General features: G+C 61.3%; 25 protein-coding genes. 14 read left to right on the top strand and 11 right to left on the bottom strand.

The annotated features are described in order from the left end of the window. Position 1 precedes the first annotated feature (1 nt). The 4 genes from KUG85_RS07690 (at position 2) to KUG85_RS07675 (ending at position 4,361) form a co-directional block, all read left to right on the top strand. Positions 2-1,279, top strand: a complete 1,278-nt coding sequence (locus tag KUG85_RS07690; RefSeq protein WP_065816495.1) for a TRAP transporter large permease — start codon at positions 2-4, stop codon at positions 1,277-1,279. Between the two features lie 30 nt (positions 1,280-1,309). Next, positions 1,310-2,140, top strand: coding sequence for a creatininase family protein (locus KUG85_RS07685; protein ID WP_223004755.1), 831 nt, complete (start codon positions 1,310-1,312; stop codon positions 2,138-2,140). Further along, positions 2,137-3,087, top strand: a complete 951-nt coding sequence (locus tag KUG85_RS07680) for a TRAP transporter substrate-binding protein (RefSeq protein ID WP_065816497.1) — start codon at positions 2,137-2,139, stop codon at positions 3,085-3,087. Before KUG85_RS07685 ends, KUG85_RS07680 begins: the two co-directional genes overlap by 4 nt. A gap of 83 nt (positions 3,088-3,170) precedes the next feature. Continuing rightward, on the top strand, positions 3,171-4,361 hold the full coding sequence (locus KUG85_RS07675) for a M20 metallopeptidase family protein (protein ID WP_223004754.1): 1,191 nt from the start codon (positions 3,171-3,173) through the stop codon (positions 4,359-4,361). 77 nt (positions 4,362-4,438) lie between these two features. Here KUG85_RS07675 and KUG85_RS07670 read toward each other — a convergent pair whose 3' ends face one another. The 6 genes from KUG85_RS07670 to KUG85_RS07645 all read right to left on the bottom strand — a co-directional run bounded on the left by KUG85_RS07670 (position 4,439) and on the right by KUG85_RS07645 (position 11,299). Next, entirely contained in the window at positions 4,439-5,119 is a 681-nt protein-coding gene (locus tag KUG85_RS07670) for an FAD binding domain-containing protein (RefSeq protein WP_407673658.1), read from the bottom strand. 105 nt (positions 5,120-5,224) lie between these two features. After that, entirely contained in the window at positions 5,225-7,402 is a 2,178-nt protein-coding gene (locus KUG85_RS07665; RefSeq protein ID WP_223004752.1) for a type I secretion system permease/ATPase, read from the bottom strand. A gap of 34 nt (positions 7,403-7,436) precedes the next feature. Then, entirely contained in the window at positions 7,437-8,882 is a 1,446-nt protein-coding gene (locus tag KUG85_RS07660) for a TolC family outer membrane protein (RefSeq protein ID WP_025029776.1), read from the bottom strand. A 250-nt stretch (positions 8,883-9,132) separates the two neighbouring features. Next, positions 9,133-9,732, bottom strand: coding sequence for a L,D-transpeptidase (locus KUG85_RS21085; RefSeq protein ID WP_407673657.1), 600 nt, complete (start codon positions 9,730-9,732; stop codon positions 9,133-9,135). 67 nt (positions 9,733-9,799) lie between these two features. Next, a complete protein-coding gene (locus KUG85_RS07650; protein WP_223004751.1) occupies positions 9,800-10,309 on the bottom strand; it encodes a hypothetical protein in 510 nt (169 codons plus the stop codon). A gap of 198 nt (positions 10,310-10,507) precedes the next feature. After that, the gene (locus KUG85_RS07645) at positions 10,508-11,299 is read right to left on the bottom strand and encodes a GGDEF domain-containing protein (protein ID WP_065817137.1); all 792 of its coding nucleotides are present in this window, start codon (positions 11,297-11,299) and stop codon (positions 10,508-10,510) included. A gap of 376 nt (positions 11,300-11,675) precedes the next feature. On the opposite strand from KUG85_RS07645, the gene KUG85_RS07640 reads away from it, so the two are divergent. Next, positions 11,676-11,894, top strand: coding sequence for a hypothetical protein (locus tag KUG85_RS07640; RefSeq protein WP_223004750.1), 219 nt, complete (start codon positions 11,676-11,678; stop codon positions 11,892-11,894). Positions 11,895-11,923: 29 nt separating this feature from the next. Here KUG85_RS07640 and KUG85_RS07635 read toward each other — a convergent pair whose 3' ends face one another. Then, the gene (locus tag KUG85_RS07635) at positions 11,924-12,247 is read right to left on the bottom strand and encodes a hypothetical protein (RefSeq protein ID WP_255606296.1); all 324 of its coding nucleotides are present in this window, start codon (positions 12,245-12,247) and stop codon (positions 11,924-11,926) included. Positions 12,248-12,599: 352 nt separating this feature from the next. On the opposite strand from KUG85_RS07635, the gene KUG85_RS07630 reads away from it, so the two are divergent. The 6 genes from KUG85_RS07630 to KUG85_RS07605 all read left to right on the top strand — a co-directional run bounded on the left by KUG85_RS07630 (position 12,600) and on the right by KUG85_RS07605 (position 19,400). Beyond that, positions 12,600-13,622, top strand: a complete 1,023-nt coding sequence (locus KUG85_RS07630; RefSeq protein WP_065817412.1) for an ABC transporter substrate-binding protein — start codon at positions 12,600-12,602, stop codon at positions 13,620-13,622. Between the two features lie 61 nt (positions 13,623-13,683). Continuing rightward, entirely contained in the window at positions 13,684-15,186 is a 1,503-nt protein-coding gene (locus KUG85_RS07625) for a sugar ABC transporter ATP-binding protein (RefSeq protein ID WP_223004749.1), read from the top strand. Between the two features lie 2 nt (positions 15,187-15,188). Beyond that, positions 15,189-16,178 (top strand): ABC transporter permease, encoded by a 990-nt coding sequence (locus KUG85_RS07620; RefSeq protein ID WP_223004748.1) that lies wholly within the window; start codon positions 15,189-15,191, stop codon positions 16,176-16,178. Then, positions 16,175-17,131 carry an ABC transporter permease gene (locus tag KUG85_RS07615; protein ID WP_223004747.1) on the top strand — a complete coding sequence of 319 codons (957 nt, stop codon included), beginning with the start codon at positions 16,175-16,177 and terminating at the stop codon, positions 17,129-17,131. The genes KUG85_RS07620 and KUG85_RS07615 overlap by 4 nt, the downstream gene beginning before the upstream one ends. Then, entirely contained in the window at positions 17,128-18,147 is a 1,020-nt protein-coding gene (locus KUG85_RS07610; RefSeq protein WP_223004746.1) for a LacI family DNA-binding transcriptional regulator, read from the top strand. Before KUG85_RS07615 ends, KUG85_RS07610 begins: the two co-directional genes overlap by 4 nt. Before the next feature lie 14 nt (positions 18,148-18,161). Then, on the top strand, positions 18,162-19,400 hold the full coding sequence (locus tag KUG85_RS07605) for a Gfo/Idh/MocA family protein (protein WP_223004745.1): 1,239 nt from the start codon (positions 18,162-18,164) through the stop codon (positions 19,398-19,400). 63 nt (positions 19,401-19,463) lie between these two features. On the opposite strand, the gene KUG85_RS07600 is transcribed toward KUG85_RS07605, so the two are convergent. After that, positions 19,464-20,615, bottom strand: coding sequence for a beta-lactamase (locus KUG85_RS07600; protein WP_223004744.1), 1,152 nt, complete (start codon positions 20,613-20,615; stop codon positions 19,464-19,466). A gap of 351 nt (positions 20,616-20,966) precedes the next feature. On the opposite strand from KUG85_RS07600, the gene KUG85_RS07595 reads away from it, so the two are divergent. Together KUG85_RS07595 and KUG85_RS07590 are read left to right on the top strand one after the other, a co-directional pair. Next, positions 20,967-22,073, top strand: a complete 1,107-nt coding sequence (locus tag KUG85_RS07595) for an NAD(P)/FAD-dependent oxidoreductase (RefSeq protein WP_223004743.1) — start codon at positions 20,967-20,969, stop codon at positions 22,071-22,073. Positions 22,074-22,084: 11 nt separating this feature from the next. Continuing rightward, positions 22,085-22,435, top strand: a complete 351-nt coding sequence (locus tag KUG85_RS07590) for a RidA family protein (RefSeq protein WP_065817146.1) — start codon at positions 22,085-22,087, stop codon at positions 22,433-22,435. Here KUG85_RS07590 and KUG85_RS07585 read toward each other — a convergent pair whose 3' ends face one another. Together KUG85_RS07585 and KUG85_RS07580 are read right to left on the bottom strand one after the other, a co-directional pair. Beyond that, on the bottom strand, positions 22,436-23,659 hold the full coding sequence (locus KUG85_RS07585) for a multidrug effflux MFS transporter (RefSeq protein WP_223004742.1): 1,224 nt from the start codon (positions 23,657-23,659) through the stop codon (positions 22,436-22,438). 16 nt (positions 23,660-23,675) lie between these two features. Further along, entirely contained in the window at positions 23,676-24,137 is a 462-nt protein-coding gene (locus KUG85_RS07580) for an Lrp/AsnC family transcriptional regulator (RefSeq protein ID WP_007009486.1), read from the bottom strand. Positions 24,138-24,244: 107 nt separating this feature from the next. Here KUG85_RS07580 and KUG85_RS07575 point away from each other — a divergent pair, with 107 nt between their 5' ends. Continuing rightward, the gene (locus tag KUG85_RS07575; protein WP_223004741.1) at positions 24,245-25,702 is read left to right on the top strand and encodes an aminotransferase class V-fold PLP-dependent enzyme; all 1,458 of its coding nucleotides are present in this window, start codon (positions 24,245-24,247) and stop codon (positions 25,700-25,702) included. A gap of 129 nt (positions 25,703-25,831) precedes the next feature. On the opposite strand, the gene KUG85_RS07570 is transcribed toward KUG85_RS07575, so the two are convergent. Beyond that, the gene (locus KUG85_RS07570) at positions 25,832-26,989 is read right to left on the bottom strand and encodes an osmoprotectant NAGGN system M42 family peptidase (protein ID WP_007009490.1); all 1,158 of its coding nucleotides are present in this window, start codon (positions 26,987-26,989) and stop codon (positions 25,832-25,834) included. Positions 26,990-27,000: the final 11 nt, after the last annotated feature.

Here is a 27,000-nt window from a genome sequence, read left to right as displayed (position 1 = left end):
AATGCTGACCATTTCGATTATCGGACTGCTTCTGGTCCTTCTGTTCATGGGGCTGCCGCTGGTCTTTGCCATCGGCGCATCCTCCATGGTGTATTTCTTCTTTGCCGACATCAATCTGGCGCTCCTGACCCAGCGCATGACGGCCTCCATCAACTCCTTTCTCATTCTGGCCATTCCGTTCTTCTTCCTGGCCGGCGAGTTGATGAATGCGTGTAAACTGACCGACCGCATCATCGCGCTGGCGAAGGCTCTGGTCGGGCACATCCACGGCGGTCTGGCGCAGGTCAACATCTTTGCCAGCCTGATCTTCTCCGGCATGTCGGGCTCGCCCACAGCCGACACGACCGCGCTCGGCTCCGTACTCATTCCGGCCATGAAGAAGGAAGGGTATCCGGCCCCCTTCTCCGCCGCCGTGACCGTCGCCTCCTCCATGGTGGGGCCAATGATCCCGCCGAGTGTTGCGCTCGTGATCTATGGCACGCTGGCGAACGTCTCGATCGGCCGTCTGCTTCTGGCAGGTATTTTGCCGGGTTTCGTGATCATCGGCACGCAGATGCTGTTCACATATTTTTATGCGCGCAAACGTGACTTCCCGCGCTACGAGCGGGCGACACTGCCGGAGCTGGCGACCGCCATCAAGGGCGGTGGCCCGGCCATTCTTTTCCCGGTCATCATCGTGGCGGGCATTCTGTTCGGTATCTTTTCTCCCACCGAGGCGGCGGCTGTCGCGGTGCTTTACGGCCTTCTGCTCAGCCTTTTTTACCGCAATGTGAAAGGTGCCGACATCTGGGGCGCCATTCAGAACACGGCACTCGGCACGGCACGCATTCTATCCATCATCGCCGTTGCTTCGGCCTTCTCGTGGATCATGGTGCGCGAGCAGGTGCCGCTGGCCATCGCCGATGGCATCTCCACCATCTCGGAGAACCCGGTGATCGCGCTCTTCGTGATCGTTGCCATGCTTCTCGGCGTCGGGCTTCTCATGGTCGCGTCCTCTGCCGAGATCGTTCTGACGCCGATCCTCGTTCCGGTGATCCTGCAATTCGGCATCGATCCGGTGCATTTCGGCGTGCTGATGGTGTTCAGCCTGATCATCGGCGGCGCAACACCGCCTGTGGGTGTGCTGATGTTCATCGCACAGGACATCGCAAAGATATCTCACGGCCAGATGGTGAAGGCGATGCTGCCCTTCTACATCCCGCTTTTCACCGCGGTCGTGCTGCTGGTCCTGTTCCCGCAGATCAGCCTTTTCCTTCCCAACCTCGTGTTCGGAAACTGAGCGTTCAATGACTTTGGAGTCCATGCATCAATGAGTACCGCGAAGAAGCACCTTCTGGAGGACATGACCTTTCTGGAATTCCAGGAGCGGATGGGCGAGGATCCGGTGATCCTCATCCCCCTTGGCTCGCAGGAAATCCAGGGGCCGATGGTGCCGATGGGCGACTTCATGCTGACCCGTGAAATTGCCAGCCGCGTGGCGGAGAAAAGCGGGGCCATTGCGGCACCCACCATGCCCTTTGGCTATGCGGAATATTTTCGCTCGGTGCCTGGCGGCATCGCGCTTTCTGCCGATGCGTTCCGTGCCACGCTGCGCGACATGCTCGACAATTTTCTCGATCATGGGCTCACGAAGCTTGTGATCGTCAACGGCCACAGCGGCAATGCCCCGTTGATCGACCAGGTCATACGCGCGGTCCGGCGCGACCATGACGTGCTGGTTCCCTGCATCAATCTATGGCGTTCGATTCCCGATGCCCTCTGGAATGAGGTGCATGGCGAGTTCGGCAAGAAGGCGTTTGCGCATGGCGGCGACCCGATCACTTCGGTCTATCTGCACCTTTTCCCGGATCTCACCCGCATGGATGCCGTGGAGATCGATGCCCAGTTCGGAAAGATGATCGACCTGCCCACTGCCGGGCTTGCCGCGGTGCGCTTTCAGGGCACGGAGATCGGCCTGCCGGTCAATGTGGACGATCACTGCTCCAACGGGATCGCCGGCGGTGACGCCTCACGGTCTTCGGCTGACAAGGGCGCCCGTTTCGTCGATCACCTCGTGACGTTCTGCTCCGACTTTGTCGAGCACATGCGGTCCGTTTCTTCATCCACAAAAGCGAAATCAAAAGGGGAGTATGCAGCATGAAGATGAAAGCACTCGCACTCAGCGCCGTTCTTCTGGCGACGGCCAGCGCGCAGGCGGACGAAATCCGCTATGCGCTCTGGGCTCAGCCGGGCGAGGCACAGTATGAAGGCGCCCAGGAGTTCAAGCGTGTGGTGGAGGAAAACTCCGATCACACGGTGACGATTTTCCCGGGCGATCAGTTGGGCACCCCGCGTGAGGTTTATGCGCAGATGGCGCTCGGCTCGACGCAGATGCTGGCAAGCGGCGACCCCGGCCTCAAGGAAATCGAATATCTCGCCCTGCCCTATCTGATGAACGGCATCGACAACTACAAGAAGGTGCTCGATACGGATTTCGGCAAGGAATGGAACGAGCGTCTGACGGCTGAACGTCAGGTGCGGATGCTTGGCTTCATGCCGCGTAGCCCGCGCCAGATCAGCGCCAATGTGGTCATCAACTCCATGGACGATCTGAGCGGCCTGAAGCTGCGCGCGCCGGAACGCGACTACTATGTGGAATCGCTGCGCGCGCTGGGCGCCAACCCCACGCCGATGGCCTTCGCTGAAGTGTACACCGCCCTGCAGACCGGCATCGTTGACGGGCAGGAAAACCCGATCGAGACGATCTATGCCCAGAAATTCTACGAAGTGCAGAAGGGCGTGGCGATGGTCGATTACATCAACAAGCCCGCTTATGTGGTCATCAGCGATCAGTTCTGGCAGGGCCTTTCGGAGGAAGATCAGGCACTTCTCCAGAAGGCCAACGATGCCTCGACTGCAAAGGTCAATGAGCTGATGCCGGACCAGACCAAGAAATACATCGCCGAGATGGAAGCGGCTGGTGTGACGGTCACCCATCCCGACAAGACGCCTTTCATGGAAGCCACGCAGTCCGTGCGCGACAACCTTGGCAAGGGTGTCTGGGGTGAGGACATCTACAAGCAGATCGTCGAAATCGGCAAGGAATAGCCGATCCCCTGACGACAACTGCCGGCGTGGTCCTGACAGGCTGCGCCGGCCATTTTTTACTTTTCGAGGACTGCAGCCCAGCCATGAGTGAAGAGCAAAACCTGCGCGCGCGCATTGAAGAGATCACCGCCGAGATCACGCCGCGCCTGATCGAAATCCGTCGGCAGCTCCACGCCAACCCGGAGCTGGGCTTCGAGGAATATGAGACCTCGGCACTGGTGATGCAGGAGCTGGCGCGGCTGGGTGTCGATCATCGCTCCGGTATTGGCAAAACCGGTGTTGCAGCCACCATCGGACAGGGCAATGGCAAGACGATCGGCATTCGCGGCGACATGGACGCGCTGCCCATCGAGGAAACCGCCTCACCCGACTACAAATCGCGCAATCCGGGCAAGATGCATGCCTGTGGGCACGACGCACACACGGCCATTGCGCTCGGCGTGAGCGAAGTGCTGGCACGCCTTTCAGACGCTCTGCCGGGCCGGGCGCTGATGGTGTTTCAGCCGGCAGAGGAAGGGCTGGGCGGCGCGCGCGCCATGCTGGAGGACGGTCTGTTCGAGTGGGTCGAACCCGACATCATGCTCGGTTATCACAACTGGCCGCTGATCGACGGCGGCACGATCGGCTATCATCCGAAGACGGCCTTCGCTTCCACAGATCCGTTCGACATCACCATCACCGGCCAGTCGGGCCATGGGGCGCACCCGCATCTTGCGGTCGATCCCATTGTCGCTGCCGGCAATCTCGTCTCCTCGCTCCAGACGATCGTTGCCCGCGAGATCGCCCCGCTGGAAGCGGCAGTGGTGACCATCGGCTCGATCAAGGGCGGATCGGCACGCAACCAGATCCCCGACAGTGTGACGCTTGAAGGCACGACCCGCAGCCAGAATCCCGCCGTGCGCGAGGCGGTGAAAGCCGCCATTGAACGCGTCTGCGCAGGCATTGCGCTGACCCATCGGGTGACCTGCGAACCGACCTTCCTGACCGGCGTTCCGCCTGTGGTGAACGATCCCGACATCCTGCACCCCGTGCTTGAGACCGCGCGCCGCATGATCGGCGACGACAAGGTGATCGAACTGCCACAAGGGTCCATGGGCAGTGAGGATTACGCGGAGTTTTCAACCCGTGTGCCGAGCGCGCATCTGAGGATCGGCTCGCGCCTCAAGGACCGCAAGACGATGCTCCATCGCAGCGATTTCGACCTGGACGAGGCGTGTATTCCAACGGCGGTAAAGGCCATAGCGGCTGCGGCCATCGACCTGATGAAGCGCTGAACCGAGCTCAACAACCCCTTTTTTCACAACAAAGCCCGGGCGGATTGCGCCCGGGCTTTGCTGCTTTCGCTTTCCGCTCAGGCGAGCGCGCGTTTGGCCATCGCCCGGATCAGATTGGCGCGATAGGCAGCATCGCAATGGATGTCGGACATAAGCCCGTCAGCCGAGATTTTCACCCCGTCCACCGCAGCGGCAGACCAGTCCTTCGACAGCGCCTGTTCCAGCCCTTCATGGCGAAACACGCCATCCGATCCTGCCCCTGTGACGGCAACACGTACCGCACCGCCGCCCTTCGAGACGAAGACGCCGGTCATCGCGTAGCGCGAGGCAGGGTTGGGGAATTTTGCGTAGCCGCAGGCTTCCGGCGCCTCGAAGCTGACGGCGGTGATGATCTCCCCCTCATCCAGCGCGGTGGAGAAAAGCCCGGTGAAGAAATCATCCGCGGCAATCTCGCGCCGGTTTGTGTGGATCGTGGCTGCGAGCGCCAGAAGACCCGCCGGATAATCAGCCGCGGGATCGTTGTTGGCGATGGAGCCGCCGATGGTTCCCTGATGGCGCACAGCCGGATCGCCATCGTCGAGCTGAAGGATCAGGTCGCCCTTGCTGACGGTCTGCCCGATTGTGACAGCGATTTCCTGGACGATTCCGGCCTCGCTCGATTGAACGATCTGGGTTTTGGAGACCGGAATGATCTTGCCCTCGCCGCGGGCGATCTCCTGAACCTCGGCAATCGAGGCCCAGCCTATGAAGGTCATCATCAGGGCTGCGATCACGACCAGCCCCAATCGTGCAGCCAGTGGAGGACGGTCCATTGCAATCCGCCTTTCTTCTTGTCCGGGCGCATCATCGACGCCGCGAGAGGCCTATTGTTTCCTTCCCGAACGCCCGCCCCCGGCGTTCTTCTGCAATTCCTCGATCACCCTCTCCTTGGGCCCGTCGGCGATGACACGCCCCTGATCGATCACCACCAATCGGTCGACAAGCTGCAGCATGCTGTGCCGATGGGTGGAGATGATCAGCGTCACGTCTTCGCGGAAGGCCGTTTTCATCCGGGCGATGAGCTCGCGCTCACTCGCCAGATCCATGGCTCCCGACGGCTCATCCATGAACACGACCCGTGGATCGCTGAGCAGAACACGAGCGATGGCGACTGCCTGTCTCTGTCCGCCCGAAAGCTGGCTGCCACGCTCGCCCACCGGCATGTCGTAGCCTCTGGGATGGCGTGCGACAAAGGCGTCGACACCGGCAGACTCGGCGGCGGCAACCAGCTCATCGTCCGTTGCGCCCGGCTTCGCCATGAGGAGGTTTTCCTTCACCGAGCCCGAAAAGAGGTCTGCGCTCTGCGAGGTGAAAACGACGGCGGAACGCACGACGGAGGGATGATACTGGCGAATGTCGACGCCATCCAGGAGCAGGTTGCCGCTCGATGGCGGATAGAGGCCTGCCAGCAGCCTGCCAGCCGTGGTCTTGCCCGATCCGATCCGGCCGATAATGCCGACGCGTTCACCGCCCTTGACCGAGAGATTGAAATCCACCAGCGCCGGGCTTGCTGCCTCGGGATAGGTGAACCCCACATTGCGAAAGTCAACGTCACCGGAGCGGATCTCGCGATTGACGAACCCCGCACTCTCCGGCCGATCCTCCGGCTGTTCCATGATCGTGTTGAGAATGCGCAGCGACAAAAGCGCCTGACGCATGCGTGAGAGCGTCATCGCGATCTGGCCAAGCGGCGCGACCGCACGGCCCGACAGCATGACCGTTGCGATGATCGCACCGGTCGAGATATTGCCTTCAGAGAATTCATAGGCACCGGCGACCACCAGCGCGACCGTCACAAGCTGCTGAACGAACTGCGTCATGTTCGCTGCCCATGCGGACAACTGCTTGATGCCCTCCGCGGTACGCGACGCGTTCTTGGCCAGTTCGCTCCAGCGGCGCAGCAAAGTGCGTTCGGCGCGGAGGGATTTCACTGTCTCGATGGTGGAGATCGTTTCCACCAGAAGAGACTGGCGTTGCGCGGCCTCATTGTTGGCAGCCGCCACACGCCGGCCAATCCGGGACTGGGCAATCAGACCGATGATCAGGGCAAAGGCGAATGCCGTCGCGGGAATGACCGCTAGCCAGCCGGCAACACTGTAAATGACGGCAATGAACACGAAGACGAAGACGCTGTCGATCAGCGTGCTGATCGTGTTCGAGGTAAAGAATTCGCGCACGAATTCATACTGCGTGACCCGATTGGCATATTCGCCCGTCGACATCGGGCGAGAAGCCATTGTGGCATGCAGCACCTTCTCGAACAGAAGGTAGGACAGTTTGAGATCGGCTTTGCGGCCGGCATAGTCGATCAGTGCCGCGCGCACGCTTTTCAGAAGCAGGTCGAAAAGGATCGCGCCTGCGACGCCCAGCGCCAGAACCCAGAGCGTGGCCGTCGCCTGATTGGGCAGCACCCGGTCATAGACATTCATGACGAACAGGGGCGAGGCCAGCGCAAGCAGATTGACAAAGAGTGCCGCTATGGCGACCTGGGCATAGGATTTCCAGAACGGTGCAAGGGTCGTCGTGAGCCAGTGGCGCTTTTCGATCCGCTTTGCCAGGGTCGAGTCCGTGCCTTCGGACTGGTTCAGATAAATGACGCTGAAAGAAAGGATCAGCCGGATGTTCCTGGAGAGGACGTCCTTCAGCGCAATGCCTTCTTCCGCAATCGGATCGGGGAGAAGCGTGGTGCGCAGGTGATCGTTGGGCAACGGCTCGAGGAGCGCCTGTGCCGTGCCGTCTCCGAAAACGACGAGCACCGGCAGATCGAGCGCGCCACCGGCCAGTTCGCGCCGGCTGTGCTGCTCTACCTCAAGCCCGATGCGCGCTGAAAGGCGCTCTATATCCTCAAGGGACGGGCTTTCTTCATCGAAAGGAGTGTCCGAGAACAGGACCGTTTCCGAACTCGGACGCGCCAGAAACTGCGCAATCTCCCGAAAGGCAAACCTGAAACTGCCTGCCTGAAGCGGCGTGCCTGCCACGGGATTATTGCGGAGCTGTTCCACCTTCCTCCTCTATGCCACCATGGCGATGCGGCAGCTATTGCGACCGGATCGGAGCGAGAAGATCGAGCGGCAAATCGTTCGTCTGTCGCGAAGGCAGCCTCTTGTAGGTTTCGGTCGGTGCCGTCTCCGGCACGTTGAATTCTGCGCGCGCATAGGCCTCGGACTGCTTGGCGCTCGAAAGGTTCATCGTCGAGAGCAGCGTTCCCGTTGCAGCGAGTATGCGATATTCGGCAAAACGCGCGGCGTACTGGGCTGTCTTGGACAGAACGTTGACGCTGAACCGCGTGTTCTGCGCACCCAGCACATCGAGCAGCGATCGCTGGCCGACGACAAGCTGTTCACGGTAGGAACTGACGAGCTGGGCGTTGGTCTGGGCCTGTGAACGCAGGGTACCTGCCAGATCGATCTGACGCTGGCGGCGATCCCACGAAATGCGAACCGCTTCCTCGACCTCACGATAGGCCTGATGAAGCACGAGGCGCTGCTCGCTGGCACGGCGGATCTGCTCCTGCTCGTTGGCAACGTCGATACCGCCGCGATAGAGGTTCCACTTCGCGACGATCCGCGCCTGAAGATCGTTTGTGCGCCCATCGGCGCCGTCGATGTCGTAGCCGGCGCGGGCGCGCCCTTCCGCACTGATCTCGGGCAGCATGTTGGAGCGGGCGGCATCGACCAGGGCGTCGGCCGCGTCAATATCGGCGTTGGCGACCTTGATGCGCGGATTGTTGGCCCGTGCGATGCCGATTGCCTTGTCGAGCGATGCCGGCAGGGCCGATGCCACTGAGCCCGGCATTGTCGGGTTTGTGAGGGGCTTGCCGACAAGCTTGTAGAAACGAATCTTCGCTGCTTCCAGCTCTTCCTCGGCTTCCTTCAGACGTGCCGTGGCGGAGAGCATGCGCTCCTGCGCCTGCTGCCTGTCGGCTTCAGTCAGCGCACCGCCTGAAATGAGAGAACCGATATCCCCCAGCATCGACCGGTGGAAGCCGACATTGTTGCGCGCCTCGTTCACGATCTCGACCTGCAACAGATATTCGAGATATTCGCGCACGACCTGCAGGGCGATGGTCTCGGAACGCTCCAGAACGCGGAAGGAGGCCGAATCGACCCGTGCGGCCTGGCGTTCCAGTTCGGCACGGCGTCCGCCGCCATCGAACAGCTTCTGGGTGATCGACAGCCCGATTTCGGCCGGATAGAGCGGGTCATCCTCAATGCCAACGCCGCGGCGCGAGGGATTGTCGAGCCGGCGCGCGCCCACCGACGCTTCGAGATCGACGCTCGGCAGGAAAAGCCCGCGAGCCTGACGCAGCTCGAACTCGATCGCCTCACGATTTTCGATCGCCTGTCCGATTTCAGGATTGGATTCCAGAGCCACCGCCATCGCTTCCTTCACAGAAAGAGCGTTCGCATCGGTGGAAAACAGAACTGCGCCGCTCATCAGAGTAGCAGCGAGCAGGCTCAGAATACGTGACTTGTGCTTCATCATCCCCCCTTTGCCTGCGCCTCAGCCGACGCAGCCAACGGATCCATCCGGCTCCAACACCAGATCTCCAAATATCATTTTATGCTAAGCTAACTGCCCTTGGCTGGCTACGATATAAGCCGTCCTAATACCTCTTTAGGAGTAATTTAGTCGACTCATTTCGCGGCTATGTTGCAGTGTGGCAACAAAATCGGCATTTCGTTAAGCATTTCAATCCTAAAATGCATGAAACACTGTCAGTCTTATTGCCCTATCGGACCAGAACCAGTGTTCCGACCTTCACGCTGTTATATAGTGTTATAACATCCTCGTTGGTCATCCGGATGCAGCCTGACGAAACGGCCTGGCCGATCGTCCAGGGTTGATTGGTGCCATGAATGCGGAACAGGGTCGAACCGAGATAAAGCGCGCGAGCGCCAAGCGGGTTTTCAGGGCCACCCTCCATGACCGAAGGCAGGATCCTGCCCTGCGCGGCCTCACGCCGGATCATCTCGGCCGGAGGGCGCCAGTCGGGCCATTCAGCCTTTCTCGTGATGCGCTCCCTGCCACGCCAGGCGAAACCCTCACGCCCCACGCCGATTCCATAACGAATCGCCGTGCCGTCGCCGCGCAGATGGTAAAGACGACGCTTGGCGGTCTCTATGACAATGGACCCGGCGGGCAGATTTTCCGAATATGGCACCACAGACGGTTTAATCGCCGCGTCCCCCCAGGGCGCTTTGAAGGAGAGGGTCCGTTCCCGCCTGACCCAAGTTCCGGTTGCCGGATCGAACTGGCGCACCGTCGCGGTCTGCGCGTTGGCCTGCGTTGCCGGAGACAAAGCAAGCCATGCCGAAAACACGATCGCCAAAGCCGGAACGACAAGGCCCCACGGGCGCCGATGCCGTCCCCTTTCGACAGAGCCCTTCTGGTCAGAGCTATTCATCTGCGCCGTTCTTCGCCAGTTCAAACGTCTCTCCCTCAATGAGTATGGTGGTTGTATCGGGTACCGAAATCGATCTCGCGCGCCCGTCACGACATACCAGTACCGGCCATTGATCGATTTCACAGTCGATCTCGGCGTAGAGGTTCGCCAGCGGCTCACCATGCGCAATGACCAGGGCACCGCCGCCAAGCCGCAGAACATGCCTGTCATTCGCTCCCACAAACGCCGAAACCCCGCCTTCGCCAGGCGCGGGTGCAAAACCCTGTCCGTAAACCGCCTCGCCGCGCTGGCTCGCAAGAACGTGCCGATTGGCCGACATTGCCCATGCATAGCGCCGCAACACATTGCTGCGGCCACCATAGAGCGTTGCGATGTCCGGATGCATTTCATCTGAAAACGGCAGCGGCGCCTGGAAAAGCCTTGCTCCGCGTTCATCGGCGAACCCCGCCTCACAGGCGAGCAGAAGCAGACCGCAGCACGAAACAAGCGACTTGAGGTTCATCGCCACCCCCTGGGGTGCTTCTCACAATTGCGAGACGAACACCCTCTGCAAAAGCAGACCGCCCATGCAGCCGGCTGCATGGGCGGTCTGCTTTATTCATTCTGCGGCTAAATATCTAACGTGTCCAGTACAGGGCCACGTTGCGATGGTCTCTGGACTGCACAGGTGGAGAGTGTGCGGCCTGCCTATTCGCTGCCGCTATTCGCGACTCTGGCCGTTCTCTTCCGATTCGAGCGCGTTGAGCGCGCTGAGGCGGAATCCACCCGCCTCGCCCTGGCGCGCTTTTTCGAGCTGCTCCGACGCGATCCTCATCAAACCGCGGAACTCGATCTGATCCTCGAAAATCACCCCGCCAATATCAAGGGACAGTTCGACAGTCTCGCCCTGTGCGGTGAATGGCGCCTTTGCCACGGCATTGCGGATGCGTTCGCCGACATCGCGCGCCTGCTCGACCGTCGCACCCGGCAGGAACACACCGAACTCGTTGCTGCTCAGCCGGCCAACGACATCGCTGCGACGAACATTGGCCCGAATCACCGATGCGATCTGACGCATCGATTCCTCGCCCCAGTTGAACCCGTAGTCGATGCTGATATCCCGCGTGTTCTCCGCTTCCACAATCAAGAGCGCGCCGAAGGTCCGACCGGCTTCGGACACCGTCGCCGAGCGGCGGCGCTCCACAAGCGTTGTGAACATGTCGCCGTTAAAGACCTCGGTCGAAGGATCGTGGGCTGCAGAGAAATTCCGCTCCCGTTTCACACGCCGCAACTGCTCGCTCGCCTGCCCGATGTAAGCGAGCAGGGGGGCGGCTATGAGTATCGGCAGAACAAGCGCAGCAACGAGGCTGCGCTGATAGGGATTGAAGTCATCCCCGAAGAACAACAGATAGTGGACCAGAAACGAAAGCCCCACTGCGGCGAGCGTGCCCAGCAGTGTGAAGGCAATGAGCCATGTCCAGCGCGGTTTGCGTTGCAAGAGCGACTTGTCCATATGCTTTCAACGTCCCCAATGTGACTGAGTCGTTGGTAACCGGCAAACTTCTAATAAAAGTTTCTTTGGTCGGTCGTCTTTTAACAATTAACGTTTTCACCAGCAGCGCAAAAAAATCGGGAGTGTTTCCACGGCGCCCGGGACACCCTGGGACACCCCGGGACACAATGCGCCTGTCAGCGGAGTTTCTTCGAGAGCGTCTGCCGGCGAGTTGCCCCTGCCGGACCTTCCAGCCCAGATTGCAGGGCACCGCTTCCGGGCTTCTCCCGTGTTGTGGCCGGCTACATCGTTAAAATGCATTCGATATATTTTGTTTGCCGGTTACAATTATCTGCGCATGATCAGGTCGATGCGGGGGCATTGAAAAAGGACTACCATGCCGACGAACTTTGCGTCCGTGCAAACCCATCTGGAAAGAGCGCAGGCAGAGCTCACGGGCACCGACCCGGCGACGCAGCAACTGCGCGAAGCAATCGGCCTCCTGATGGACGCCGCGCTCAAGGCCGAGTTCTCGGCCAAGCCGCAGGTGTGCGAGATTATTCCCTTTCCGCGGGCAGAAACCGGTCGGTCGACGCGGACATCACACCATGGATAAGATGCTTCGCGCGCCCATCCGTGCCAACGTCACGGCGTTTCGCTGACCACCCGGTCGCGTGCTTTTTCTGCCTCGCGGGCGATTGTCCGTCCGCTGTTGCCAGCGTTTTCCACCTGAATGGTTGTGCCCGAATGGTCGAGAAAGACCAGCGCCACATCGGCTTCCGGCCCCACCATCACCGCCGCGACCCGCTGAAACCGTGGATCACCATCAAGCCTCCGGTTGAAGAGAACACGCCCGTCGAGCTCTTCCAGCGCTGCCAGCAGGGCGGTCTCGAAACCCTGCGCGATCAGATCCGCAAGGCCGAGCAACAACTCCAGCTGGACCACCTCCAGCGACACTTCTTTCGACACTTTTACGCTACTCGAATCATTACGCACGTTCAGAAACTAGTCGAGTTATCTGAAGCCGGGCAACCAATCCGCAGGAACAGATTGTGTCGTTATGAAACATGATCCTGCGCCGCCAGTCTCATCGTCAACATGGCCATGCGTTGGCAGGGCGGCTCCATCCACCGGTCTGGACTCCGGCAGTTTCAGCCCTTTGGCCGGGGCCGAGCGATTCAGTCTTGAAATCGATTACATTTGCCATACAATCGATTTCATTGGCGTGGCGGAGGACATGCCAAAAGGGAAGGAAGATGCACGATCGGCAACGGAGCCCCGGCTACCTGCGCCGCTGGTGTTTGTCATCAGGGAGGAATTCATGAAACGACTGGCAACTGTCGCCGTGGTCGCCGCTGCCCTTGCAGGCACGGCACTTTCGGCTATGGCTGAAGATTTCAAGATCGGCCTGTCAAACGGCTGGGTGGGCAGCGAGTGGCGCACCCAGATGATCGAGGAAGCCGAGCAGGCCGCCGCTGCCTGGAAGGAAAAGGGCGTCAATGTCGAAGTGGTCGCCCAGAGCGCCAATGTCGATGTGCCCGGCCAGATTGCCCATGTGCGCAATTTCATCAGCCAGGGCGTGGACGCGATCATCATCAACCCGAACAGCCCGACGGCCTTCGACCCCGTGTTCGCGCAGGCCAAGGAAGCGGGCATTCTGGTGATCGCCACCGATGCGGAGGTTTCTTCGCCGGACGCCCTTTATGTGGGCATCGACCAGAAAGGCTGGGCGATGGAAAGCGCCAAATGGCTGGCCGATACACTGAACGGCGAAGGCAAGGTCGTTGCCATCAACGGCGTTGCGGGCCACCCGGCAAATGAAATGCGTGTTGCCGGCTACCGCGAAGTGTTCGGCGAGCACGAGGGCATCGAGATCGTCAACGAAGTCAACGCCAACTGGGACCAGGCGCAGGGCCAGCAGGCGATGCAGAACCTGCTCGCCACCTATCCCGACATTGATGGCGTCTGGGTACAGGACGGCATGGCCGCCGGCGCGTGGCGCTCCATCATGGATGCGGACAAGGCGGGCGACATTGCCGCCACCGGCGAGATCCGCAAGGACTTCATCGACATCTGGACCGAGAATGACCTCAACTCCGGCGCTTCGGTGAACCCGCCCGGTGTGATGGCAAGCGCGCTCAATGTGGCTGTTCTCATGCTGCAGGGACGCGAATTGAAGGAGCCGGCCACGGCCGGGCAGTACAACAACGCCATGTATCTGCCGATCCCCTTCATCAGCTCGGAAAACCTGGAAGAAGTGGCCGCTTCGGTTGAAGGCAAGCCGGGCTACTATTCCTATACGAGCTCGCTTTCCATCGAGGATGCGGAAGCACTGTTCAAGTAGGCCCGCTCCATGGATGCCGCGCCGGCAATGACTGGCGCGGCGCTCTCTTCGGGAAGATGTCATGACCAAGCTCAAGCTCAGCGGTGTAAGCAAGGCTTACGGCGCCACCCTGGCGCTACGCCGCGGCGACCTCGCACTCGACACGGGCGAAGTGCACGTGCTGATCGGCGCCAATGGCTCCGGCAAGAGCACGCTTTGCAAGATCGTGGCGGGCAGCGTGCGGCCCGATGCGGGCGAGGTGTTGCTCGACGGGCGTGCCGTGACCGTCAGTGGGCCGCGTGCTGCGCAGGCGCTGGGCATCGGCATTTTCTACCAGGAACTGAGCCTGGCCGATCATCGCAGCGTGGCTGAAAACATCTGCCTGCCGGACCTGCCGAGAAAGAACGGGTTTTTCGTCGACCACGAAGCGCTGCTTGAAAAGGCTGGCCGCTACATCGCGCTGTTCGAGACGGTTGCAGGCGATGAACTCAATGCCGAAGCCACCGTTGGCGATCTGCGGGCCGACCAGAGGCAACTGGTCGAGATCATGAAGGCGCTGGCAACCGAAGCGCCGATCCTGATCTTCGACGAACCCACTTCCGCGCTCGACCGCGCGCAGGTGGATCGCTTTTTCGAAATTCTTCGCGACCTCAAAAGTGAGGGGCGCAGCATCGTTTTCATCTCGCACCGCATGGATGAGATTTTTGCAATCGGGGACCGGGTGACGGTGATCCGCGATGGCGAAACGGTGGGCACCGAAGCCATTGCAGACACAAGCCCCGAAGCGGTTATCCGCATGATGGTGGGCGAACAGGAAACGCTGGCCACGCCACAGGCGGCCCCACCGTCGCATGAGGCCTCCCACGAAATCGCACTGACAGTGGAGAAGCTCACAGGCATGGGCTTCCGCGATGTGGATTTTGAGGTGCGGCGCGGTGAAATCCTCGGGCTTGGCGGCCTGCATGGACAGGGGCAATCGGCGCTGCTCAAGGCGCTGTTCGGCGCGCCGCCTGCGCTTTCGGGTCAGATGACACTCAACGGGCGGCCGCTTCGCACCGAGAGCCCGCGCGCGGCCATTGCGAAAGGCCTCGCCTATGTTTCCGGCGACCGGGGACGCGACGGCGTGATCAGCGGGCGACCGATTCTCGAAAATGTCACGCCCATTCACGCGCTGCGGAACAGGCTCGTTCTGGCAAGGCCCGGGCCGCTCTCTGAAAAGGCGCTGCCGGCGCTGAAGGCGCTGAACACCAAATTCGCCGGGCTCTCCCATTCCATCGGCTCGCTGTCGGGCGGAAACCAGCAGAAGATCGTCATCGCCCGCTGGCTCATCGACAAACCGGACATCCTGCTTCTCGACGACCCGACCAAGGGCATCGACCTTTCGGCCAAGGCAGACCTTTTCGCGCTGATCCGCAGGCTCGCCGAAGAAGGGCTCGCAATCCTGCTTTACTCCTCCGAAGACGCGGAGCTTCTGAACAATGCCGACCGGATCCTGGTCTTCAATGGCGGGGCAGTGAGCCGCGAACTGAGTGGCGCGGACCGCACCCGCTACAATCTCTACCAGGCAGCCTACGAGGCGGCATGACGATGACCAGTGTTTCCAGCCCCACCAGACAGGACAATGGAAGCTTTCGGGCGCTGCTCGGGCGGTTTCCCTTTCTTCCCGCCCTTCTCATTCTTGTCGTGCTTCTGATTCTAAACGGCATTTTTGAACCAAACAGCCTGAGCTTCCGCTCGCTCACCGGCCTGGTGCGCACCTATCTCGCATTGATGCTTCTGGCCGTGGCACAGACCTATGTGGTCTATGCCGCCGACATCGATCTCTCGGTCGGCGCCATCGCCTCGCTGGTCAATGTGACGATCATCGTGCTGATGCAGCATATGGGCGGCGGCGGGCTTTCGGTTCTGGCCGCGCTCGGCATTGGCGTTTTGGTCGGGCTTGCCTGCGGGCTGGTCAACGGTTTCGTGGTGGCTGCACTCCGGCTCCAAGCCATCGTCGCAACCTTTGCCACCAGCATCTTCTTCACCGGGCTGGCGCTCGTCATCCTGCCGGTGGCCGGCATGCCCGCACCGACCGTTTTCTGGCGCACCTATGGCGGCACCATCTTCGGCATTCCGTTCGTCTTTTATGCGGCTGCGGCGCTCGCCATCCTGCTTTACCTGCTTGCCCGCACCCGGCTTGCCACGCAGCTTCTGGCGGTGGGCGATGGTCAGCAGGCCGCCTTTCAGAGTGGGCTTCCCGTCACCGCGATCCGCATTGGCGGTTATGCACTCTGCGGCGTGTTCGCAGCGCTTGCCGCCTTCTGCATCACCGGCGACACGGCAAGCGGCGACCCGCTCGTCGGCGCGAAAATGACGCTCTTCAGCGTGGCGGCCGTGGTGCTGGGCGGAAGCGCACTATCGGGTGGTTTTGGCACGGTCGCGGGTTCAGTTATTGCGGCGCTGATCATCGGGCTCATCAACTCTCTGGTGTTCTTCGCCGGCACGCCATCGCACTGGCAGAATTTCGTACAGGGGCTCGCCATTCTCGCGGCGCTGATGGTCGGCGTGCTCGTCAGCCGCAGGGGGCGCGCATGAACCGGGCCATCGAAATCGCGAAGAACCCGCTTCTCATCGCGCTGGTGCTGATTGCAGCACTCCTCTTCCTCGGCAACACGCTTTCGCCGGGCTTCGCCTCCGGCGGGCAGATCCTGCGCCTGCTCATCGTTGCTGCCCTTCTCGGCATTGTCGCAGCCGGCCAAAACCTCGTCATTCTGGGCGGGCGCGAAGGCATCGACCTTTCGGTCGGCGGCGTGGTTTCGCTTTCGGCCATCGTGGCCGGCAATGTGATGAACGGCATGGATGGCGGCATCCCGCTGGCCATTCTGGCCTGTGTTGCGACCGGCGCGCTCTTTGGCCTGTTCAATGGGCTCGGTGTCACGCTGTTGCGCATTCCGCCGCTGGTGATGACACTTGGCATGCTGGGTGTCCTTCAGGGGCTGCTCGTTGTCATCCGGCAGGGCATCCCTTCGGGCCGGGCCGCCCCTGCCCTTTCGGAATTCGTGACCCGGCCATTCCTCCTCGGTCTGCCCGGCATCATCTGGCTGTGGATCGGTGTTGGCCTGCTGATGGCCTTCATCCTGCACCGCACCGTGTTCGGCCAGCGCATCTATGCGATCGGCTCCAACGAGCAGGCTGCCTTCATGGCCGGCGTACCGGTGCGGCGCATACGCATTGCGCTCTTCATGCTCTCGGGCGTGTTTGCCGCCATTGCCGGGCTTTGCCTGCTTGGATATTCCGGCTCCTCATTTGCCAATGTGGGGGAGCAATACATGTTGCCTTCGATTATTGCCGTGGTGTTTGGCGGCACGCCGCTTTCAGGCGGCAAGGGCGGCTACACCGGGACCATGGCGGGTGCTGTTCTGCTGGTGGTGCTGCAAAGCATCCTGACCACGATCAATATCGATGAATCCGGGCGGCAGATGGTGTTTGGCGCCACACTTCTGGTGCTGATGCTTTTCTATGGCCGTGGGCGAGGGTTGCGCGCATGAACCGCCGCCCCAAGATCAAGGATATCGCGAAGGCGCTGGGCGTTTCCCCGGCCACCGTGTCACGCGCACTGAGCGGCAGCGACCTTGTAACGAGTGAGACCCGCGCGCGCGTGCGCAAAACGGCCGATGCACTGAACTACCGCCCCAATGCCAGCGCCCGCAGCCTGCGCACCGCCCGGTCCATGGCGGTTCTGATGGTGGTGCGCGATGTGGGCAACCCGTTCTATCTCGATATTCTGAAAAGCGTGGAAGCGACCGCCCGCGCTGCCGGCTATTCCGTGCTGATGGGCAATACGGAAAACGACCCCGAACGCGAGATCGAGTATTTTGACATGCTCCGCGACGGCCATGCCGACGGCATGATCCTGATGACGGGCAAACTGCCTGAAGAAAATGGCTCGCGGAACAAGTTACCCCCGAACGCTCCCATCGTGGTGGCGCTCGAAACGATTGAGGGCTCTGGCTTTCCGCATGTGCAGATCGACAATGTCGCGGCGGCCTGCGAGGCGGTGGAACACCTGATCGGACTGGGGCACCGGCGGATCGCCCATATTTCCGGTCCCGTGCCGGAGGTGATGAGCCTTCGCCGCCAGGAGGGATACCGCCGTGCCATGCGCAATGCGGGGCTTGCCATCCCGGAGGGCTATGAACAGCGCGGCGACTATCTTCTCCACGGTGGCGCACGCGCCTGCGAGGCGCTTTTTAGCCTGCCCGAACCGCCTACGGCGATCTTCGTCTCGAATGACGAGATGGCCTTCGGCGCCATTCACCATCTGCGCGAAACGGGACGTGATGTACCGGGTGACGTTTCTGTTGTCGGGTTTGACGATCTTTATCTGAGCGAAGCCTTCTATCCGCCCCTCACCACTGTCAGCCAGCCGCGCATCGATATCGGCCAGCAGGCGATGAGCATTCTTCTCAAAATGCTTTCCGGCGCTCTCGTGCCCGCAAAACCGGTGGTCTTGCCCGCCACGCTGCGCGTGCGCGGCACCACCGCACCACCCAAATCAGCTTGAAAGGGGAAACAACCATGTCCGCACAGCCAAGAAAACGCCTGCGCATCGGCCTTGTCGGCACGGGCTTCATCGCCGAATTTCACCTGCGCTCCATGGTTGCCGTGCGCCATGTGGACGTGACCGCCGTCTACAGCCGCAAGGCGGAAAACCGGGAACGCATTGTCAAACTGGTGGCCGAACTGGGCCTTGGCGAATGCAAGAGCCACGAAAGCCTTGTGTCCATGCTGCAGGCGGACGATGTGGACGCGATCTGGATCCTCTCGCCCAATGACACGCGCGTGGACACCATGCGCACCATCCATGACGAAGTGGTGGCCGGACGCAGCAAGGTGTTTGCCGTAGCCTGCGAGAAGCCGCTGGCGCGGACGGTGGCCGATGCACGCGAGATGCTGCGGCTGGCCGAAGCCGCCAAGCTGAACCATGGCTATCTGGAAAATCAGGTTTTTGCGACGCCCGTTCTGCGCGGCAAGGAGATCATCTGGCGGCGCGCCGCTTCCACGACCGGCCGGCCCTATCTGGCACGCGCGGCGGAAGAGCATGCTGGCCCGCATGAGCCCTGGTTCTGGCAGGGCGACAAGCAGGGCGGCGGCGTGCTGCTCGACATGATGTGCCACAGCGTCGAGGTGGCGCGCCATCTCCTGACAGAACCGGGCAAGAAGCGGGACTCGCTGAAACTCAAGGCCGTGCAGGGCAATGTGTCCAATCTGAAATGGACCCGGCCGCGCTATGTGGAGGACCTCAAGAAGCGGTTCGGTCCCGAAGTGGACTACGCAAACCGCCCCTCGGAAGATTTCGCGCGCGGCAATGTGATGCTGGAGGACGAGGACGGCAACGAGCTGATGATCGAGGCGAGCACGTCCTGGGCTTATGTGGGGGCAGGCCTGCGCATCCAGCTTGAGCTGCTTGGGCCCGAATATGCGATGGAGTTCAACTCGCTGGGAACCGGACTCAAGATCTTCATGTCCCGTGAGGTGACCGGCGACGAAGGCGAGGATCTCGTTGAAAAGCAGAACGCCGAGCAGGGCCTGATGCCGGTGCTGGAAGATGAAGCCGGGGTCTATGGCTATACGGATGAGAACCGGCACATGGTCGAGTGCTTCCGCAAGGGCGAAGAGCCGCTTGAGACTTTTGCCGACGGAGTCGCGGTGATGGAAATCCTGATGGGCCTCTATCTCTCCTCGGAAACCGGGAACACGGTGCGTTTTCCAAATCCCGACCTGGAGAACTACGTGCCTGTGGTGGCGCGACGCTAGACAGCTCCAGGCCAACCTATGTATGCCGGCTGGGCCACAAGGCCCGCCGTCAGCCCCATCCGCTCAGGGGCCTGGGGCCTGCAGCATCTCGAGAATGCGGTATGCGATGCTCACCAGATCGGGCTCGGGAACTGACTTGTTCACAAGCAGAGCGATCCCCGTTTTGCTGGCCGGTACAAAGGCCACATATGCCGCGAAGCCGCTTGTCGAACCGACCTTGTTGATCCACACATTCCTGCGGGGAGGAAATGGCGGCTTCAGCCGCAGTGCCGGCACATCGGTCCATTCCACTCTCGTGGAATTCCCCTGAACCAGCTGCCTGAGCGCGACCGGAAAGGCATATTGCTCCCAGATGAGGTTCTGCGTGAACGGGCCGGCTTTGTAATAGCCGGTGAGGGTCTTGCGGATGGCGCGCTTCATGTCCGGGTCGATGTCGCCAGCCTCCATATGCGCTTCGACATAGCGGATCATGTCACCCGCCGTGGTTCGCATTCCGTAGACTGCGGAAACAAGCGGCTCCGGGCCAATGTCGACGGGCAGATCTCCCTGGGTGTTGCCCTGCGCGTAGTCTTTCGTGCCGCTCGCCGGAACCTGTGTATAGGTGTGCGACAGGCCCAGTTTCGGCAATATTTCCCCGCCGAGAAGCTCATCATAGTCCTGCTTCATTGCGGCTGCGCCAACCGTGGCGAGGAGTGCGGCGCCAATATGGGAATATGTCCGTTGCGAACCGGGCGCATAGCGCCGTCGCCAGGAAGCGCAATAGGCGAGAAGCGCCTCGGGCGTCTTCACGTCCCCGGGTGGAAACAGGTCCAGTCCGCTCGTGTGCGTCGCCAGGTTGAGAACCGTCACGGTGTCGAAGGCGCTTCCCTTCAACGCCGGTAAATGATCACTGACTTCGTCGAAGAAAGAGAGCCTTCCCTTGACCTGCGCGTAAGACGCAAGAAGCCCAGCGAAGGTCTCACCAATGGCGCCGATCTCGAAAAGCGTTTTGTCTGCAACAGGTTCTCCGCTTTCTCGGGAGGCAACCCCTTCATTGAAGATGCGACGCTCGCCATCAATCGTGATGGCAACCGAGAGACCGGGAATGCCGTTCTCCCGCATAAAGCGCCGGGCTTCCGCCTCAATTCTTCGTTCGATTGTCGCCGAAAGGACCGGGCCTGCGGCCCACGCAGGAACTGTCCATAGAATAGCAGCGCCGAGAAGCAACGCGCGCAAGCACCAGAAGGGAGAGCCTGCCACTCTGCCAAAAAGATAATATAGCATATAATTATTTTTAAATATCAATACGTTACTAGATTTCTGTGTCATAAAGCAAATGCACTGACATGACAAACCCTATGATCAACAAGGCTTTGTGATCGCAGGCCGGTGCCATAATGCCACAAGGGGGTTGAGCCTATTGCTTTCGCAGTGCGATCAGTATCTGTGTGCGGTGCTGGCCGCCCGGGATAGCGACTCGATTTCAGGGAGCCACGCCGAGGACAGGTGCCGCGCGATACACCCGCTGAGATGTGGGTGCTTTCGGAGCGCTGCATCCAGACACGGGAAAGCGTAGAGGGGGAGAGCATGAGCCAGACATCCGACATCATCATTATTGGCGGCGGCATCGCCGGCATCGGCGCGGGGGCGCGCATTGCCGCAGACGCGAAGGTCACTGTCCTGGAGTCGGAAGAGGCCATCGGCTACCACGCAACGGGCCGTTCCGCGGCGATTTACATCCGCAATTACGGCAACGACACGCTGCGCGCGCTCAACGCCGCCTCCGAACCGGTGTTCAGGGAGCCGGAAGGCATCTCAGAAGAAAGTGTCCTGAGCCCGCGCGGCCTGCTTTATGTCGCCACCGACGAGCATGTCGGAGCGCTCGACACCATCCTTCAGGGCGCGACCGGCATGGAACGCCTCAGCCCGGACGAAGCGATCGCGCGCGTTCCCATTCTGAAACGCGAAAGCATCGCAGCGGCAGCCATTGAGGCGGGGGCGCAGGACATTGATGTGGACCGCCTCCTTCAGGGCTTTGCAAAAATGCTGCGCCATCGCGGTGGCAGCATTGTCAACAAGGCGCCTGTGAGCGCCATTTCACGCGCAAACGGCACGTGGACACTGGAAACGCCGCAGGGGTCCTTTTCCGCCCCTGTCATCGTGAACGCCGCCGGCGCCTGGGCCGACGAGATCGCCAGACTTGCCGGCGTCCAGCCACTTGGACTCACGCCGATGCGCCGCTCGGCGGTGATCCTGCCTGCGCCGGAGGGGCATGATGTGACGGGCTGGCCGCTGTTCGCCTGTGCCGGCGAAGGCTGGTACGCCAAACCCGATGCGGGCAAGCTGATGGTTTCGCCGGCGGACGAAGACCCGTCCGAGCCCTTCGACGCCTGGCCCGACGACATGGTGCTGGCGGAAGGCCTGCACCGTTTCGAACAGGCCGTGACCGTGCCCGTCACACGCATCGAGCGGAGCTGGGCGGGGCTGCGCAGCTTCTTCCCCGACCGCACGCCCGCCGTCGGCTTCGCGCCGGATGCGGAAGGTTTTTTCTGGCTGGCCGGCCAGGGAGGGTATGGGGTGCAGACCTCGCCCGCTCTCTCGGCGCTGGCAGCCGATCTTTGCGCGGGGCGGACATCCGCCCTGCCCCAAACCGTGGTGCAGGCCCTGGCACCGAACCGTCTCATCAAGTCCTGAAAGGAAAATCAATGTCCGAGATCAAACGCGTCGACACCGGCACCCGCATGAGCCAGGCCGTCATCCACAACGGCACCATCTATCTGGCTGGTCAGGTCGGCACGCCGGGTGAGAGCGTGGCCACGCAGACCAAAGACATTCTCAAAAAGATCGATGCGCTTCTGGAGCAGAATGGCTCCGACAAGACCCGCATCCTTCAGGCAACCATCTGGCTTGCCGACATGAAGGATTTCGCCGAGATGAACGGAGTCTGGGACGCCTGGGTCGCGCCCGGCCACGCACCGGCCCGCGCCTGCGGCGAGTCCGCGCTGGCAACGCCCGACTATACGGTCGAGATCATCGTCATCGCCGCTGCCGGCTGATCACGCCGCGCGCTTGACCGGTATCACCGGCTCCTGGCTCGCCCCCGAGGCGAGCCGGACAAGAACGAACCCCAGCACACCAGTTGTCAGAAAACCGGACGCCAGCGGCATGGGCGTCTGGTTGTAGAATGCGCCAAAGGCCACGGCAAAGATCACGGCCACGAGGCTCGATCCGGAGGCAATGAGCGAGGCGCCGAGCCCGGCCAGCTGCCCAAGAGACTGCATCGCCATGGCATTGAGATTGCCAAACAGGATGCCGATGCAGAAGAAGATCACAAAGCCCATTGCCATGAAGGCCACAAAGGGTGGCCTCCCCTCATAGACAAGTGACAGGGAAAGCAGGCCAAGGCCGAGGATGACAAGGCCCAGCAGGGCTCCCTCGCACATCGCCTGCATTCCGAAGCGGCGCACCACCTGGGCGTTGACGATGGAGGCAAGGCCGATGCCGGCGGCGAAGGCCGCGAAATAGGCGGGGAACATGGCGGAGACGCCATAAACATCGAAGAAGATGTCGGCAGCCGTGCTCAGATACTGGAGATGGGCGCCGAAGACGAGGCCGGTCGCAACGATGAGCAGTGTCACACGCCGGCTGCGCAGGATGCGCGCGCCGTTCTGCACAAGCGTGGCCGGGTGAAATCGTATGCGGCTCTGCGGCGGAAGCGTTTCGGGCTGCCGCGCAACGAGCCAGATGCACAGAAGCACGGAGAGGGCCAGATAGACCGCAAAGATCGCCCGCCAGCCGGCGAATGCCAGCACAATCTGCCCCATGGCCGGCGCGAGCATCGGGACAAGGATAAAGAGCACGAACATGAAGGACATGATGCGCGCCATGGCCTCGCCTTCGAACTGGTCGCGGATCAGGGCGCGCGTGGCGATCTTCGGCCCCGCCACGCCGATGCCCTGCAGGATGCGGCCGACAACGATCATGCCGACGCTAGTCGAAAACATCGCCACCAGCGTACCCACCATATAGAGACCCAGGCCGAGAACCAGAGCCCGCTTGCGCCCGATGGCATCGGAAATCGGCCCGAGGAACAGCTCGCCGAACACCATGCCGAAGATGAACAGGGACACGATGTGCTGCGTGGATAGCGGCGGCTCTACATGCAGTTCCGTCTCGATGATCCGCAACGCGGGCAGCACGGCATCGATGCTGAGTGCGGTGAGCGATGTGAGAAACGCGTAAAGCGCGATGCGCTCGAACGAGATGGACTGTTTTTTCATCGGCAGGCCTGAACGGTCAGATGGGCAGGGGGCGGCGTTCTTCAATGGCCTCCATGGCGAAATAAGACGTGACGGATTCCAGCTCGACCTTCTGGATCAGACGCTGATAGACGGAATCGTAGCTTTCCATATCCGTGGTCACGATACGCAGCATGTAATCATAGTCGCCGCCGATGCGGAAGAAGTCGACGATCTCGGGAATGCTGGAGACATGCTGACGGAAGGTCTGCAGCCAGGTCGTGGAGTGATGGCGCGTCTTGACCATCACGAAAACCACAAGCCCCAGTCCCAGCTTGTTTCTGTCGACCTGCAGCGTGCGTCCACGGATGACGCCGCGTTCTTCCAGCGATTTCAGACGGCGCCAGCAGGCGTTCTGGGAAAGGCCGACCTTCTCCGCCAGATCCCGTTGCGAAAGGCTCGCATCGCGCTGAAGAACCCGCAATATCCGCCTGTCAAATTGATCGATTTTTTCACCCATAATCTATCATATGACTCATTTTCTTTCCATATTCCATAATTTTATGTGAGAATGATAGACGATCACTGTGCGATCCTTTCGTCCTGTTCAATCTGACGGATCAAACCATGGCACGTGATGTTCTGAACGCCTTCAAGGAGAGCCTCAACCGCGACGACCTTGCCGAGTATCTGCGTGCGGGCCTGATCGGCGAGAATGCGGTCATAGAGGGCCCCTGTGGGGAAAAGCCGCTGATCTATGCCGATTACGTCGCATCCGGCCGAGCGCTTGCGCAGGTGGAGGACTTCATCCGGGATGAGGTCCTGCCCTATTATGCGAACAGCCACACCGAGGCGTCCTATTGCGGCTCTTTCTCGACCCGCCTTCGTGAGGCGGCGCGCGCGGAGATTCACCGCATCGTCAAGGCCGACAAAGAAACAAGCGTTGTCTTTTCCGGGTCAGGCGCCACGTCCGGCATCAACCGGCTGGTACGGCTTCTGCAGATTGCCGAAACCGTGGCGAAAGGTGGCCGGGTGGTGGTGTTCACCGGCCCCTATGAGCACCACTCCAACATTCTGCCCTGGCGCGAGAGCGGTGCGACGATCATCGCCATTCCCGAGACCGCATGTGGCGGCCCTGACATGGCAGCACTGAAGACGGCCCTTGAAGCGAATGCCGACGCGGCGTTGAAGGTAGGCACGTTTTCTGCGGCGTCGAATGTCACCGGCATAACAACCGACACGGATGCAGTTACGCGACTTCTGAAAGCGCATGGTGCACTCGCCATATGGGACTATGCGGGCGGTGCGCCCTATCTCGAAATCGACATGAAGCCGGGCACCGAGTGTGCCAAGGATGCGGTGGTGATTTCGCCGCACAAATTTCCCGGCGGGCCAGGTGCATCGGGCCTTCTGATCCTGCGCAACGCCATCGCCCGTACCGCGCAGCCGACCATGCCCGGCGGCGGGTCGGTGACCTTCGTGTCGCCCTGGACACACGATTACTCGCGATCGCTTTCGGCGCGCGAGGAGGCAGGCACCCCAAATGTGGTGGGCGATATCCGCGCCGCTCTCGTCCTGCTCGTCAAGGAAGCGCTGGGGCAGGATTTCATAGACCGCCGGCATGAGGAACTGCGTACGCGGGCACTGGGCGTCTGGTCGCAGAACCCGTGCCTGCAACTTCTCGGCAACCCGGCAGCGCCGCGACTGCCAATCTTTTCGTTCCGTATTCTCTGCCCTGAAGGCAACACGCTGCACCATCAGCTCTTTACCCGGATGCTGAGCGATCTTCACGGCATTCAGGCGCGTGGCGGCTGCGCCTGTGCCGGCCCCTATGCGCATCACCTGCTCGGCATCGATGAACCGCAGTCGAATGCGCTTCTGCAGAGCATTCGCGACGGTCGGGAGATGGAGAAGCCCGGCTGGGTGCGGCTGAACCTCAGCTATCTCATGACGGATGAGAAGGCGGATTTCGTCATCAACACCGTCGACCGGCTGGCACGCGAGGCTGAACGCCACGCCAGCGCCTATGATTTCGACCCGAACACGGCGCGGTTCCGCCACCGGTCGCTTGCAATCGCAGGCTAGGCATTTTGCAGTCAGGTGGTTTCACCTGACGTCGGCACAAATGCGGGAAAACAGGCAGTTGGAGCGGAGCGGCGTTTCCACGAAACGGTGAGCCGCTCCAGGTTCAGGATCGCCCTGCCCGGGAGGCCGCTATTCCTGCTTCGGCAGGTTGTTGGCGCGTCTTGCCATCTCTGCCTCGTTGGTCGGCTGCTCGGTGAAGCCCTCGATGTCGGAAACCTCCTCGACATCGCGCTCGATTTCCATCGGGCTTGCCACATAGGCGGTTGCCAGCTCCGCGACCGAACGCAGCGCATGGACATGAATGCGCTCATAGCCGTGCGAGGCGTCGATACCGAAGGCGATCAGGGCCGTGCGCACATCGTGCCCGGCCTCAATGGCCGATGCGGAATCGGAACGGTAGTAGCGGAACACATCCTTCTGATAGCGAATGTCCTCCTCGCGGCACAGTTCCACGAGCTTCTTCGTCAGGTGATAGTCGAACGGACCTGCCTGATCGGCCATGGCGATGGTAACCCCGAATTCCGTGGAATTCTGCCCAGGTGCCGTGGTGCCGTTGTCGATGGTCACCATGGAGGCGATTTCCGGGGTGACGATCGAGGCGGCGCCCACCCCCACCTCTTCAGCGATGGTGAAAAGCCAGTGTGTGTCGACCGGCAGTGTCACTTCATTGCTGAGAAGCGATTCCAGCGCTGCCAGGGCGATGGCAACGCCGGCCTTGTCATCCAGGTGCCGCGAAACGATGAAGCCGTTTTCAAGGAACTCCGGCTGGGGGTCGACGGCAACGAAATCGCCGACATCTATGCCTAAATTGTGCGCGTCTGCGCGATCCCAGCACATGGCATCGACACGCAGTTCCACAAAATTCCAGCCCACCGGCATTGTGTCGACATCGTCATTGAACGTATGGCCGGACGCCTTGAGCGGTAAAATGGTGCCGCGATAGGCGCCCTTCTCCGTATAGAGCGTCGCCCGTGCGCCCTCGGCGAAGCGCGCCGACCAGTGACCGATCGGCACGAGCTCGAAGCGCCCGTTGTCCTTGATATATTTGACCTGTGCGCCGAGCGTGTCGAGATGCGTGATGATGGCGCGTGCGCCTTCACGGCGGCCACCGCGCACAACGGCCCGGATGGCGCCGCGCCGCGTGAGTTCGGGCTCCAGCCCAAGCCGCTCAAGCTCCGTCGTCACATGCCTGACGATCGTATCGGTGTAGCCGGTGGGACTGTCGATCGCCAGCAGCGCCTTGAGCTGGTCGACCAGATAGGAAACGTCGATCTTCAGTCGTGACATGCATTCCCTTT

The organism is Nitratireductor rhodophyticola (assembly GCF_019891355.1).
Lineage (GTDB): Bacteria > Pseudomonadota > Alphaproteobacteria > Rhizobiales > Rhizobiaceae > Nitratireductor > Nitratireductor rhodophyticola.
This window is presented reverse-complemented; position numbering and strand designations above follow the sequence as displayed.

Bases quoted from the DNA above. Each gene is read 5' to 3' on its own strand.
- KUG85_RS07610 (WP_223004746.1), top strand. From the start codon at position 17,128: ATGAACCGCCGCCCCAAGATCAAGGATATCGCGAAGGCGCTGGGCGTT.
- KUG85_RS07640 (WP_223004750.1), top strand. From the start codon at position 11,676: ATGCCGACGAACTTTGCGTCCGTGCAAACCCATCTGGAAAGAGCGCAG.
- KUG85_RS07650 (WP_223004751.1), bottom strand. From the start codon at position 10,309: ATGAACCTCAAGTCGCTTGTTTCGTGCTGCGGTCTGCTTCTGCTCGCC.
- KUG85_RS07590 (WP_065817146.1), top strand. From the start codon at position 22,085: ATGTCCGAGATCAAACGCGTCGACACCGGCACCCGCATGAGCCAGGCC.
- KUG85_RS07585 (WP_223004742.1), bottom strand. From the start codon at position 23,659: ATGAAAAAACAGTCCATCTCGTTCGAGCGCATCGCGCTTTACGCGTTT.
- KUG85_RS07670 (WP_407673658.1), bottom strand. From the start codon at position 5,119: ATGATGACCTTCATAGGCTGGGCCTCGATTGCCGAGGTTCAGGAGATC.
- KUG85_RS07685 (WP_223004755.1), top strand. From the start codon at position 1,310: ATGAGTACCGCGAAGAAGCACCTTCTGGAGGACATGACCTTTCTGGAA.
- KUG85_RS07660 (WP_025029776.1), bottom strand. From the start codon at position 8,882: ATGAAGCACAAGTCACGTATTCTGAGCCTGCTCGCTGCTACTCTGATG.
- KUG85_RS07690 (WP_065816495.1), top strand. From the start codon at position 2: ATGCTGACCATTTCGATTATCGGACTGCTTCTGGTCCTTCTGTTCATG.
- KUG85_RS07575 (WP_223004741.1), top strand. From the start codon at position 24,245: ATGGCACGTGATGTTCTGAACGCCTTCAAGGAGAGCCTCAACCGCGAC.
- KUG85_RS07680 (WP_065816497.1), top strand. From the start codon at position 2,137: ATGAAGATGAAAGCACTCGCACTCAGCGCCGTTCTTCTGGCGACGGCC.
- KUG85_RS07595 (WP_223004743.1), top strand. From the start codon at position 20,967: ATGAGCCAGACATCCGACATCATCATTATTGGCGGCGGCATCGCCGGC.
- KUG85_RS07605 (WP_223004745.1), top strand. From the start codon at position 18,162: ATGTCCGCACAGCCAAGAAAACGCCTGCGCATCGGCCTTGTCGGCACG.
- KUG85_RS07570 (WP_007009490.1), bottom strand. From the start codon at position 26,989: ATGTCACGACTGAAGATCGACGTTTCCTATCTGGTCGACCAGCTCAAG.
- KUG85_RS07625 (WP_223004749.1), top strand. From the start codon at position 13,684: ATGACCAAGCTCAAGCTCAGCGGTGTAAGCAAGGCTTACGGCGCCACC.
- KUG85_RS07630 (WP_065817412.1), top strand. From the start codon at position 12,600: ATGAAACGACTGGCAACTGTCGCCGTGGTCGCCGCTGCCCTTGCAGGC.
- KUG85_RS07645 (WP_065817137.1), bottom strand. From the start codon at position 11,299: ATGGACAAGTCGCTCTTGCAACGCAAACCGCGCTGGACATGGCTCATT.
- KUG85_RS07620 (WP_223004748.1), top strand. From the start codon at position 15,189: ATGACCAGTGTTTCCAGCCCCACCAGACAGGACAATGGAAGCTTTCGG.
- KUG85_RS07580 (WP_007009486.1), bottom strand. From the start codon at position 24,137: ATGGGTGAAAAAATCGATCAATTTGACAGGCGGATATTGCGGGTTCTT.
- KUG85_RS07615 (WP_223004747.1), top strand. From the start codon at position 16,175: ATGAACCGGGCCATCGAAATCGCGAAGAACCCGCTTCTCATCGCGCTG.
- KUG85_RS07675 (WP_223004754.1), top strand. From the start codon at position 3,171: ATGAGTGAAGAGCAAAACCTGCGCGCGCGCATTGAAGAGATCACCGCC.